At 32.1% G+C, this 12,835-nt stretch carries 13 protein-coding genes; 1 reads left to right on the top strand and 12 read right to left on the bottom strand.

What is annotated here, in order from left to right; genetic code table 11:
• Nucleotide 1 precedes the first annotated feature (1 nt).
• From tgt to ACFOWD_RS08275, 4 genes are all read right to left on the bottom strand, one after another.
• Entirely contained in the window at nt 2-1,132 is a 1,131-nt protein-coding gene (tgt, locus tag ACFOWD_RS08290; protein ID WP_377409707.1) for a tRNA guanosine(34) transglycosylase Tgt, read from the bottom strand.
• A 61-nt stretch (nt 1,133-1,193) separates the two neighbouring features.
• Complete coding sequence (gene rluF, locus ACFOWD_RS08285) at nt 1,194-2,087, bottom strand: 23S rRNA pseudouridine(2604) synthase RluF (protein ID WP_377409705.1); 894 nt, start codon at nt 2,085-2,087, stop codon at nt 1,194-1,196.
• 32 nt (nt 2,088-2,119) lie between these two features.
• Nucleotides 2,120-2,722, bottom strand: coding sequence for an alpha-ketoglutarate-dependent dioxygenase AlkB family protein (locus ACFOWD_RS08280; protein WP_377409702.1), 603 nt, complete (start codon nt 2,720-2,722; stop codon nt 2,120-2,122).
• Nucleotides 2,723-2,891: 169 nt separating this feature from the next.
• Nucleotides 2,892-3,080, bottom strand: coding sequence for a hypothetical protein (locus ACFOWD_RS08275; protein ID WP_035325018.1), 189 nt, complete (start codon nt 3,078-3,080; stop codon nt 2,892-2,894).
• Between the two features lie 209 nt (nt 3,081-3,289).
• Between ACFOWD_RS08275 and ACFOWD_RS08270 the strand changes: the two genes are divergently transcribed.
• The gene (locus tag ACFOWD_RS08270) at nt 3,290-4,039 is read left to right on the top strand and encodes a hypothetical protein (protein ID WP_377409699.1); all 750 of its coding nucleotides are present in this window, start codon (nt 3,290-3,292) and stop codon (nt 4,037-4,039) included.
• An 864-nt stretch (nt 4,040-4,903) separates the two neighbouring features.
• On the opposite strand, the gene ACFOWD_RS08265 is transcribed toward ACFOWD_RS08270, so the two are convergent.
• The 8 genes from ACFOWD_RS08265 to ACFOWD_RS08230 all read right to left on the bottom strand — a co-directional run bounded on the left by ACFOWD_RS08265 (nt 4,904) and on the right by ACFOWD_RS08230 (nt 12,835).
• A complete protein-coding gene (locus tag ACFOWD_RS08265; RefSeq protein ID WP_377409696.1) occupies nt 4,904-5,344 on the bottom strand; it encodes a heavy-metal-associated domain-containing protein in 441 nt (146 codons plus the stop codon).
• Between the two features lie 31 nt (nt 5,345-5,375).
• On the bottom strand, nt 5,376-7,151 hold the full coding sequence (locus tag ACFOWD_RS08260) for an efflux RND transporter periplasmic adaptor subunit (RefSeq protein ID WP_377409694.1): 1,776 nt from the start codon (nt 7,149-7,151) through the stop codon (nt 5,376-5,378).
• Complete coding sequence (locus ACFOWD_RS08255) at nt 7,141-7,635, bottom strand: DUF305 domain-containing protein (RefSeq protein ID WP_377409691.1); 495 nt, start codon at nt 7,633-7,635, stop codon at nt 7,141-7,143. The genes ACFOWD_RS08260 and ACFOWD_RS08255 overlap by 11 nt, the downstream gene beginning before the upstream one ends.
• Before the next feature lie 23 nt (nt 7,636-7,658).
• Nucleotides 7,659-8,366, bottom strand: coding sequence for a PepSY domain-containing protein (locus ACFOWD_RS08250; protein WP_377409689.1), 708 nt, complete (start codon nt 8,364-8,366; stop codon nt 7,659-7,661).
• Between the two features lies 1 nt (nt 8,367).
• Nucleotides 8,368-8,946, bottom strand: a complete 579-nt coding sequence (locus ACFOWD_RS08245; protein WP_377409687.1) for a DUF2911 domain-containing protein — start codon at nt 8,944-8,946, stop codon at nt 8,368-8,370.
• Between the two features lie 2 nt (nt 8,947-8,948).
• Complete coding sequence (locus tag ACFOWD_RS08240) at nt 8,949-11,672, bottom strand: heavy metal translocating P-type ATPase (protein WP_377409684.1); 2,724 nt, start codon at nt 11,670-11,672, stop codon at nt 8,949-8,951.
• Nucleotides 11,673-11,749: 77 nt separating this feature from the next.
• The gene (locus tag ACFOWD_RS08235) at nt 11,750-12,259 is read right to left on the bottom strand and encodes a helix-turn-helix domain-containing protein (RefSeq protein WP_377409682.1); all 510 of its coding nucleotides are present in this window, start codon (nt 12,257-12,259) and stop codon (nt 11,750-11,752) included.
• Nucleotides 12,260-12,307: 48 nt separating this feature from the next.
• Nucleotides 12,308-12,835 carry a nuclear transport factor 2 family protein gene (locus tag ACFOWD_RS08230; protein WP_377409680.1) on the bottom strand — a complete coding sequence of 176 codons (528 nt, stop codon included), beginning with the start codon at nt 12,833-12,835 and terminating at the stop codon, nt 12,308-12,310.

The raw sequence follows: 12,835 nt of genomic DNA, 5'->3' as shown, positions 1-12,835 counted from the left end.
ATTACAAACGTTTATCCATTTGTTTTACCATTTTATCTTTCCATTCTCTAAAATCTCCTGCTAAAATATGCTTTCTTGCTTCTCTAGTCAACCATAAATAAAATCCTAAATTATGGATAGACGCAATTTGTTTACCTAACATTTCTTTGGCTGCAAATAAGTGTCTTAAATATGCTTTAGAATATAATGTATCTACATAAGTGATACCCATTTCATCAATAGGAGAAAAATCTTTTTCCCATTTTTTATTTTTGATATTTATAGTTCCATGTGCTGTAAATAACATGCCATTTCTTGCATTTCTGGTAGGCATCACACAATCAAACATATCAATCCCTAAAGCAATATTTTCTAGGATGTTTATTGGAGTTCCTACACCCATTAAATAACGAGGTTTATCTTCAGGTAAAATTTCTGTAACTACCTCAGTCATAGCATACATTTCCTCTGCTGGTTCACCAACAGAAAGACCTCCAATTGCATTGGCTTGTGCACCAGCATTAGCTATATATTCTGCAGACTGTCTTCGTAAATCTTTATAAGTACTACCTTGCACAATAGGAAAGAATGTTTGCTCATATCCATATTTAAAAGGTAACTTTTCTAAATGATTCATACATCTATCTAACCATCTATGAGTCATATGCATAGAACGTTTTGCATAATTGTACTCACAAGGATAAGGAGTACATTCATCAAAAGCCATAATAATGTCTGCACCAATGGTTCGTTGAATTTCCATGACATTTTCTGGAGTAAAAAAATGCGTTGAACCATCTATATGACTCTTAAATTTTACACCTTCTTCATTAATCTTTCTTCTTCCAGAAAGTGAATACACTTGATACCCTCCAGAATCTGTAAGAATATTTCTATCCCAATTCATAAACTTATGTAAACCTCCTGCTGCTTCTAAAACTTCTAATTTTGGACGTAAGTATAAATGGTATGTATTTCCTAAAATAATATCAGGATTTATTTCATTTTTTAATTCAGTTTGATGTACACCTTTTACTGTACCAACTGTACCAACTGGCATAAAAATTGGTGTTTCAATAACTCCATGATCAGTTTTTATAACACCTGCTCTAGCCTTACTTTTTGGGTCTGTAGATTTTAAATCGAATATCATTGTCGGCAAAGATACCATTTATGTATACAATGAAAAACTAAATTAATCTTAAAGATATCTACTAAAATCGTCGTTTCTTTTTTGAAGAAAAACCATTATTTTTCTTTTTATTTTTTGGTGATGATTTTCTAAAAGAAGCACTTTTTTTATTAAAGTCATTTTTACTAGGCGAATGATTTCTTTTAGATTTTGGTCTCTTTAAAGTCTCTTTAATAACTGAGGCTTCTTCAGTTTTAGATGAAGTAGCTATCATTTTATTAATAACCTTTAACTCATCTTCCGTTAATTCTCTCCAATCTCCGGGCTTTAAATTTCCAAGAGTAATATTCATAATTCTAGTACGTTTTAATTTAGTTACTTCATAACCTAAATATTCGCACATCCTTCTAATCTGTCTGTTTAACCCTTGAACTAAGATGATTTTAAAAACTTTTTCTGATAGCTTTTCTACTTTACATTTTTTAGTAACTGTACCTAAAATAGGAATTCCATTACTCATTTTATGTATGAATTGATCGTCAATTTTCTTATTAACACTAACTAAATATTCTTTTTCATGATTGTTACCAGCTCTTAGAATTTTATTGACAATATCACCATCATTAGTTAAAAAAATTAACCCTTCAGATGGCTTATCTAAACGACCTATTGGAAATAAACGTTGTGGATGATTAATTTGTTTAACTATATTTTTTTTCTCTTTAGAATCAGTTGTAGAAACAATGCCAATTGGTTTATTTAGAGCAATGTAAAGTGTTTTTTGCTTACTTTCAATGGTTTTACCATCAATTTTTACAACATCATTCTCAAAAACTCTATTGCCTAATTGAGTAGATTTTCCATTAATAGTAACCCTACCTTCTATAATTAATTTTTCAGCATCTCTTCTAGAACACATTCCAGTAGAGCTGATAAATTTATTTAGGTTTATAGATTGTTGATTGTTGTTTTCCAAAAAAAATAATTTGAGTAAAAGTAAGAATTCAATTACAATTCTATTGTTCTAAAAGTAAGATTAATTCTGGGTGAGTTCACTTTTTTTGTGGGTGGTAATCTATGTAACCAGTTTGTTTGTGTTCCTTCTTTCATTACTAACAAACTCCCATTTTCTAAAAAAACATCAATTCTTTGTTTATTTTTTTTATGCTTAAAAGAAAATTTTCTTTCTGCTCCTAATGATAAAGAGGCTATAGCCCCATTTTTTTTTAGCATTTTTTCACCATCAGAATGATAAGCCATTCCTTCCTCTCCTGAATGATATAAGTTAAGCAGGCAAGAATTATATGTTTCATTACTTTCTTTTTCCACAATTTCTTTTAATGCTAATAATTCTTTTGTCCAAAGATTTGCTTTTTTTGTGATTTTAGAATAAGTATAATCATATTCTGAATCACCATACCAAGCTACCTTTCTTTTAGTTACAATTAATTTTCCAAATATTATGGCTTCATCATTTTTCCAATTTATATTTTCTAAAAGAGAGTTATAGTAAAAATCACATTGAGTTTTATTTAAAATTATTCCATGATAATTGGTTATACCATCAAATGGAAGTATATTTTGTATTTTTTCTGAAGAAAATAAGTCCATGAAATAAATATAAATAAAAAAACCTTACAACTATTGTTATAAGGTTTTTGCGGAGAAAGAGGTAAGTGAACCTCTTCCGTAGTGCCTTTATTTATTACTGTTTCAGTCCTGTACCATTGTTGGGTCACCTAATAGGTCACCTTTATACCTTGTAGTAAAGATAAGGAATTTACTTGATTAATCCTTGTACTTTACTGATTTCAAAGCCCATAAAATCGCAAAATTCATCGATAGTAACTAACTGATGAGCTTCTTTGTTAAGGCGTTCTTTAATCGCTTTGATTATTGTTCTGCCATAACGCTCACTCTTTCCTGTTACTACCTGCACGTCTTTAGGGTAAATACAGATTCTACTCATTCACTTTAAATTTAAAATTAATACTCTAACTATACTTTATCTATACCGTTGCTATAAAGCACTTATATACAATATACGATTAATATCCCATTGAAAAAACTAACTAAAACGGAAGTTTTGGCAACTTATAAACACCACGGAAGCACTCTAATACATTGACAGTCAATAGCTCGTATATTTGATATTCATCATCAAAAAATGTATTAGTTATGGCAAAATTAAAAGGTATTATTAAGTTAGAGGGAACGTTAGACAACCTAACTTTTTACAAAGCAAAAGAGGGTTATTTAGTAAAAACTAAAGGCGGTGTTTCTAAAGAGCGTATTCAAAATGACCCAGCGTTTGAGCGTACTCGTGAAAACGGTTCAGAATTTGGAAGTTCTGCATCATCTGGTAAGTTATTGAGAACGTCTGTAAGAAACTTAATGATTAGAGCAAAAGACAATCGAGTTTCAAGTCGTGTTACTCAAAAAATGACACAAATTAAAAACTTTGATACAACCTCTGTAAGAGGACAAAGAAATGTCGCTACAGGATTAGCAACACCAGAAGGTAAAGCCACATTAAAAGGCTTGGATTTCAATAATAGAGCCATTTTAAGTGCTGTTTTATTTGCTCCTTTTACTGTAGATGGTGCAACTGGTGAAATTACGATTCCAAATTTAACTCCTGCGAATGATATTGCTTATCCAAGTGGCGCAACACACGTAAGTTTAAGTTCGGCATTTCTTAAAGTTGACTTTGTTACAACAGATAATTCAATTGAATACAGTCCAACTGTAAATATTCCGATAGATTCAACCTCTGCAACTCAAACACTAATGCCTGCAGGTGTTCCAACAGGCACAGGAAACGATATATTCGTTTTATTAGTAGAGTTCTTCCAAGAGATTAACGGTGTTCAGTATCCGCTTAAAAATGGCGCATATAACGTTTTAAATATCGTTGAAGTAGCATAGTTTCATTCTGACCTTTGAAGCTGAAAGAGTCCTATAATTTTTATTGTAGGGCTTTTTCTTTTGCCATAATTTTTTTGAAGAAAAGAAAAAAGATAGCCAATGTTAAAGGTAGCGTGGATGATGCTGTCAAGGTTTTTGGGTAAAAGTTTTTTACTCTAAAATCTTGAAACCTATTACGATTGCTTCTTAAAAAAGTTTTATTCAAAACCCGTAGGGCTTGACCTTTACAGTATTGAGCGTTGGCAGATGGAAGCTACCTATATTTGCTTTCTTTTTTATTTTTTTATGTACTTCATTTTCAAGTTTTGCACAATCTAATGACTTTCAATTACAGTACTATGTTTCTTGATATTTGTTAACGAAATGAAACAAACAAAGACTTGAGGTAAGGAATACTTGGACTTAACGATGGTTTTATGCAGATGAATGAGATAATTAATATACTAACCTACTTTATCTTACTACTGTTTCATTATAGTTCTAAATGTGGTTGTATGTTCCAATGTGAGCGTGGGATAAGCGGATATTTTACATAATACCAGTTATAGCTACGAAAATATAAGAATACTGCGTTAGCAAACCCTTGAAAGGATTTTTGCTACTATAACTTGTATTATGTAACATAGCTTGGGTGAGTTTAGGGTTTTATGATAAAATAATAACAGAATAGCTTATTGCAGTTTGGTTTGATTTTATGAAAACCAAAGCTGTAATATGCTATTACCTTAAAGACAAAAAAACGCTGAACTTGTGAGGTAAGCGGAACAACACAAAAGACAGAGAATTTTGAGGTACGAAAAAACTGGGTTTTGGGTTGTGGGGAATAAAAAAGAGCCTTTCGAAAAAGACTCTTAAATTATTGGCTTAATGGTCGTGATTTGAATGGTCATCTTCTTTAACTTCACCAGACTGATTCATCATCATTTCGTGGTCGTATTTACAACAACCTGGTAAATCTTTATAGGCTTCTTCACTACCTGCAACTTTTTCAGTATCATATCCTGAAGCTGCAATAGCTTTGTGAATTGTCATAGCGTCTGTTTTGGTATCATCAAAAGAAACGTCAATCTTCTTTTTATCGACATCCCAATTGGCACTTGCAACACCTTCAACACTATTGGCTGCTTTTTCAATTGTACTTTTACACATACCACAATTACCTCTCACACCAAAAGATAAATCTGTCATTGCAATTTCTTTTGACACTACTGTTGTTGTAGTTTCTTCAACTTTTTTAGTTACGTTTTTACAACTTGTTAAACCTATAGCTACTATTAAAGCTACACTTAAAATTACTTTCTTCATTTTTAAAAATTTAATTATTATCTGTGTTTATTTATTCTATTGTTTGTTTAACCTCACCACATTTAAGCATTGCGTCACCAAAATATGGATTCAAGATTTGTTCTTCTTTACTTAACCAATAGGCTCCGTTATTGTTATCTGCCATAGGACAATACTCAACATACACTTTTTCCTTAACACCAAACAGTTGTACAGTATTTATTAAATGTGATGATAGATGTTTGAAATGGTCTCTTTGTGCCTTTATATCAGAGGTTTTAGAAATAGCTGTTGCAGAAGATTGTATTTCTTTGACTAATGACATCCAATGATTGTGTGCTTCATCTTTAAGTAATTTCATATCTACCTTACTTAAACTTGATGCTAAAGCTGATGCATTTTTTGAACTATTGATTACATCGTCCTTAATTAAAGCATCTTTTAAATTGATATAGACATTGTAAACATCTTTTAGTTGTTCTTGAAATTTCTCTGATACTTTCAATCTTTGGTTCATATTAGTATGGCCACTTTCTTTTTTTGATACATTATTATTCATACCTAAATGCCCTTCGTGACCAGTCATTACTTTACCACCATCTTTATTCATCATTGATTTTTTACCTTGTAATTGGGCTGCTGCATCAACTGTAAATGTTCCGTTAGTTACTATTTCATTACCTGCAAACAATCCTTCCAAAACCTCATATTCATTTCCTATTTGATTTCCTAATTTCACTTCACGCATTTCAAAAACGGATTCATCTGGATTGGTTTTTAAATACACAACAGAACGTTCACCTGTCCATAATACAGAAGATGCAGGAATTGTTAGGACTTCTTTATTTTCATTTACAACACCATTAATCTTTGCAGACACAAACATTCCTGGTTTAAATACATCTTCTTTGTTATTAAGAACTACACGCAAGGTTACCGTTCTTGTTTTGGTATTTAATATTGGGTCAATGAAATCTACTCTCCCTTTAAATTTCTTATTAACATAAGCGTTTGTAGTCACTAAAACTTCTTGTCCCTTTTTAAATAAATCGATTTGATTTTCATAGACATCAAAGTTTGCCCAAACCTTATTGAGATTTGCAATTTTAAGCAATGGTTGACCTTGTTTGATGTAATCGCCTTGTTCTACCAATTTTTCGGTAACTGTTCCTGAAACGGTTGCATAAACTGGAAAGTTTTCTTTTACTTTTTGGGTTTCTTCAATCTGATTGATTTGACTTTCAGAAAGTTTCCACAACTTCAATTTATTACGAACTGCCTTATATAATGCAGGTTGCGATTCTTTTAATGAGGCTGCCGTAATTAACTCTTGTTGTGCCGCATACAATTCTGGCGAATAAATGGTTGCCAATAATTGACCTTTACGAACTTCTTCGCCTGTAAAACTGACATTCAATCGTTCTATTCTGCCTGAAAAATAACTGACTTGTACAGCGTTTGCTTCTTCATTTTCAGCAATTTTACCAGATAGCTTAATCGTATTACCTTCAACATTTCCTTTACCAACAACAGTCGTTTGGATATTGGCTAATGCCATCGCATTTTCGGTTAATTTGAATTGGTCTGCTAACAGGCCATCACTTCCACTTTCGGCAGGAATTAAATCCATACCACAAATAGGGCAGTCTCCTGGTTCTGGTTGCATAATTTGTGGATGCATTGAACACGTCCACATTTGATTGGTTTCTGAAACCTTGTCGTGATTATGCTCTGTTTCTTCTTTTGATGAACCACCAAATAGGAACCAACCCAAGAGCAAACCTACTGCCAATAAACCTATGTATATGACTATTTTATTATTTTTCATTTTCTAATCGTTTTATCATTGCTTTCATTTCTTCTATTTCCTTTTTCTGTGCTTTAATAATATCCTCTGCTAATTGTTTAACTTCTGGGTCTTTTATATCTGCTCTTTCGCTTGTTAGAATTGCTATGGAATGATGTGGTATCATACCCTTCATCCAAAGTACATCACCTACGGTTGATTTTTGGTCACGTACTAAACCTAAAGCACCAAGGAAAAGGACGATGCTACCTAATACAATACCAATATTTTTTCTTTTATTCTTGTACATATTCTTCATAAAGAAAAACATAATTAAAGCCATAGCTGCAATACCTAAACAGACCATATAAAATCGTGTTAGACTAAACCATACGTGGTCAAATTCATAAGTATTTAAGTACATTGTGATATACATTGCAACAAATGATGAGCCTAACATCAAAAAGAATTTAGTGTAATTGCACATACCTTTATTATCGTTGTTTGTGTGTTCTTGTGTGTTCATAATTTTTGTTTTTAGTATTAATATTATTTTCTTCTCTCTTTAAATTTTCTAATCGTAGGTGAGGAAGTAAACCAAAGCAAAAATCCGCTTAATACAGTAATTAGTCCTAATAGAGAAAAGGCTCTTAAAACCATTGTATTAAAGTTGTCTCTACCTTCATAATCCATTGTGTGCGTCATCCATAAAAAGTCGAACCAACGCCAACTACGATGTCTTACAGTTTGAAATTTTCCATCTTTTACAGATACATAAGCTTTTAAGGCTTCGTCAGATTTATAAGAAATCACATAAGCTGGCAATAACTTTTCTCTATACTCGTGGTGCTTTCCAGTCTCATTAATTTGCTCTACATTTTCAACTACCAAATCACTTTTCATATAGTTTTTTGCTATATAAAGTGCTTCCTCTTTTGTGATGCTATTCTTTGGGCTTCCATCAATAGCACTGTATAATTGTTTTTTATTTACCCAGTAGTAAGGCAAATTATTAATGTCTCTCAACTCAATATTATTGATACCTTGTGAAACATTAAGCTGTGATGGACTAATGAGGTTGTTAAATGCTTTAGGTTGATATTCCATATTTTTAAAATGGTCACCGTGTATCTCATCAATATTTGTCCAACTAAAGTATAAACCACTAATAGTCCAAAACAAAAACTGAATACCCAAAAACAAACCTAAATAGCGATGTGTTTTCCTTATTTTTAATGCTGTATGCCTGTTTACCATTTTATTGATTTATTTTGAATGGAAAGCTAATTGTTACCTTCTCCCAAGCAAGAGAAATACTTCCCTCTGTTTCACTAATCTTATTTACTTTATATTCTAAATGCTCTGTAATTTTGTCTGAAATATTTGGCGCCACTTTAAATCTTATTACATCATCATTTTCATTATAATCGTCTTTACCGTGCTGATTCCAGTTTTTATTAATCATTATAGTCCAATCCTCTTTTGAAGGAATCGTGAAAAACCCATATTTACCTTTTGGAAGTACCTTATCATTTATAATTAAATCTTTATTAGTTTCAATCCAAGTGGCATTATGTGCGCCTGCTTGCCAGACATTATCATAACCCACTAATCCACCAAAGATGATACGCCCTCTAACACCTGGTGATGAATAGTCTATATGAATATGTGCATCACCAATCATTGCCATTGTAGATGTGTGTGGGCTTAATGGTTTCTTCTTTGATGTTTCTTTCTTTTCAACTTTGTGGTGTTGATGATCATCTTTTTTCTGTTCCTGATTTTTACAGCTTAAAACTGAAATCGTTAACACAAATACTACTATTAAATTCTTCATAATTATATTTTTATATTTCTTAATCTTAATGCGTTTACTATTACAGAAACCGAGCTAAAACTCATAGCTAAGGCAGCTATCATTGGCGACAATAAAATGCCAAAGAATGGGAATAATACGCCTGCTGCAACTGGCACACCTAATGTGTTGTAGATGAGAGCAAAAAATAAATTTTGCTTTATGTTTCTCATTACGGAATGACTTAAATTTTTAGCCTTTACTATTCCGTGTAAATCACCTTTTACCAAGGTTATCATTGCACTTTCTATCGCCACATCTGTTCCTGTACCCATTGCAATACCTACATCACTTTTTGCCAATGCTGGCGCATCATTAATACCATCACCTGCCATAGCAACTACTTTGCCTTTTTCTTGTAGTTTCTCTACTTCTTTTAGTTTATCTTCTGGTAACATACTGGCTTTAAAATCTGCGAGATTTAATTCAGAAGCTACTGCTTGTGCTGTATCGTAATTATCGCCTGTAAGCATTATAACATCAATGCCTTTATCTTGAAGTGCTTTAATGGCTTTGGCACTTGTTTCTTTTATTTTATCTCCTATAACTACAAAGCCAACAACGATTTTATCTATCGACAAATAAGAAACTGTCTTACCTTGTTTTTGGTAAGATTTAGCTTCGTCTTTCATTTTAGAAGTAATATCTGCTTTGGCATATTCCATCATTTTTGGATTTCCTAATGCTACTTTTTTATCGTTTATTATTGCTTCAACACCTTTTCCTGTGATAGCACTAAAGTTTTGAGATTTTATTATTTCAGTATTGTGTTCTTTTCCATATTTAATTGTAGCTTCTGCTAATGGGTGTTCACTATTCGTATTTAATGAAGCAATATATTGTAGTAGCTCTTTTTGGTTTAAAGTATCGCTAAATGTCCCTACTGTTTCTACTGTTGGTTTTCCTTCTGTAATAGTACCCGTTTTATCAACTATAAGTGTATTTACCTTATCCATTTTTTCAAGAGCTTCTGCATTTTTAATCAATACACCATTTTGAGCACCTTTTCCCACACCAACCATTACAGACATTGGTGTTGCTAAACCTAAAGCACAAGGACAGGCAATGATAAGAACTGCGATTGCATTGACTAATGCATACACATAAGCTGGTTCTGGACCCCAAATTGCCCAAATAACAAATGTGATAATAGAAATAAGAACTACAACTGGTACAAAATAACCTGATACTTTATCAGCTAAATTTTGAATGGGTGCACGACTTCTACTCGCATCATTAACCATATGAATGATTTGTGAGAGTAACGTATCACTTCCTACTTTTTCCGCTTTCATCAAGAATGATTGATTCCCATTAATTGTTCCGCTACTTACTTTATCATCTTGAGATTTGTTTACAGGAATAGGTTCTCCTGTAATCATAGATTCGTCTATGGTTGTTTCGCCTTCAGTTATCACACCATCCACAGGAATTTTATCACCTGGTTTCACTTTTAGAATATCATTTAATTCTATCTTATCTATACTGACTTCAACTTCTTCACCATCTACCATTTTAATGGCTTTATTAGGTGCTAACTTTAATAATTCTTTTACTGCCGAATTGGTTTTGCTATGTGCTCGCGCTTCTAACAACTGTCCTAAAAGCACCAAGGTTAGAATAACCGTTGCTGCCTCAAAATAGACGTGTACTGCACCTGACTCTGTTTTAAATTGCTCTGGAAAAACATCAGGTATAAGCATCCCAACTACACTAAATAGCCAAGCCACACCAGCACCAATCCCAATGAGTGTGAACATATTCAGGTTCCACGTTTTAATACTTCTAAAAGCACGTTCAAAGAACATCCAAGTCGCATAAAATACAACTGGAATAGATAATGCAAACTGTATCCAATTCCAATATTTCTGTTCCATTATATCGTACAATGGATTGTTATTGAGCATTTCGCTCATTGCCATTAAGAATATTGGTAATGTGAATGCAGTTGCTATCCAAAACTTCTTCAATAATTTTTTATAGGTCTTTTCTTCTGCTGAAACATCTGGTTGCATTGGTACTAAATCCATACCGCAAATAGGACACGACCCTGCTTCATCTTTTACAACTTCTGGGTGCATTGGACAAGTCCATTGTTCAGTAGTAGCTGTTGATAGATTTTGTTCTTCGACCAAATCCATTCCGCAAACAGGACAATCTCCTGGTTTATCATACGTTTTATCGCCTTCGCAATGCATAGGACAATAAAATGTTCCTGTGCCTTGTCCTTTTGGTTTTTCTTTTTCCTCTTGATTAGCATCAGGTCTTTGACCTGCTTTAAAAATGCTATATGTACCACCATCTTTTTCTAAAACCTCTTGAAACTTTTCAATTGGTATTTCTGGTTTCATATCTATAGTAGCTTCGGCATTTTTTAAATCAACTGAAACGCTTTGTACACCTTCAACAGAAGAAAGTGTTTTTTCTACGTGAGCTTTACAGCCATTACAGGTCATCCCATTAACTGGAAAAGTTCTTGTGATTAAGCCATTACCTTTATCTGGATGAATATGATATTTTGCTTTTTTTTCTTGTAGCGCTTTTTCAAAATTGTCTATTGAAATATGCGCTGTCATTTCTATGGTTGCTGTTGATGTTTCAAAATCAATCTCCACATTTTCTACTCCTTCCACTTCTGACAAAGCATTATTAACAGTTCTCATACATCCTTTGCAGGTCATTCCTTGAATTTGATATTTGTGTTTCATTTTTTCATTTTTTAAAAGTTTAACTCACAAAGTTATTTTGACTGCATACTTTAAGCTTTTCTAATATGGGATACTTTTTATACAATTTTGTCCAAAGTTTTTCTGGTATCAATTTGTAAGCTCTTATAATCTGTCATAGACATACCTGTTATTTGTTTAAACTGTTTTGCTAAATGACTACTATTTTTATAATTTAAAGTGTATGCGATTTCTGAAAAATTTAGTTTTTGCATTTGAATTAATTCTTTTGCCTTTTCAATTTTTAGATTGATGGAATACTTCTCTATTGTTATTCCTTCGTTTTTACTAAATGTTTTACTAAATGTTGTGTAACTTTTTCCTATCTCATTTTCGAGATAGGTTACAATTGTGTTGTTATTACTATTTTCTACATACTGAATTAGTTTTACCTTGATTTTTTCAATCAATGTATCTACTGGGTCTTTAATTAGTTCAAAACCTAAATCATTTAGCTGTTCCTCAAGTTTTTGATAGTTTATCTCTACATTTTCATCAATTGTGATTTTACCAAGTTGTATGCTTTTTACTTCAATATTTTGATTATTTAATACATTAAGTATCGCCATTTTACAACGGTTACATACCATATTTTTTATGTAAAGGGTTTGGCTCATTTATGATCTTATTTTTCTAAATGACGTATGAGAATGCATTATCTTCCACCTACCATCAATTTTTTGAAGAATAGACGTTGCAACTCCTTTGCTTTCAATAGTTCGCTCTTGTGTGCCTTTAGCTTCATTACCTTTTAGAACTATTGTATATAAATAGTTTTCAGTAGTATACGAATAAGGTAAATTTACAGTAGTATGAATTTCATAATCTGAAAATGTAAAGCTTTTAAAATGACCTAATTCGGGTCCTAAATGGTGGTCAATATAATCTTTGTAAGTCCCTTCAACTTTACCTTGCTCAAATACGGTTGCATTTGGTGTAAAAAGCTCAAAAGTGCCTTCAGTTGTTAGGTTTTGAATAGCATCTTTATATGATTTCATTACGTTTTCAACTAACTGTTTTTCAGATTTTATATCTATAACTACTTCTTTTATTGACGTTTCTTCTTCAACTTTTTCTTTGTTTTTACAACTGCTAATAATTGCAAAACTTAAAAGAATGAGTAATACGGATTTTTTGAGTTCCAT

It is taken from the genome of Polaribacter marinivivus (assembly GCF_042651285.1).
Classification (GTDB): Bacteria; Bacteroidota; Bacteroidia; order Flavobacteriales; family Flavobacteriaceae; genus Polaribacter; species Polaribacter marinivivus.
Note: the sequence above shows the minus strand (reverse complement) of the source record. Positions and strands in the feature narration are given on the sequence as shown.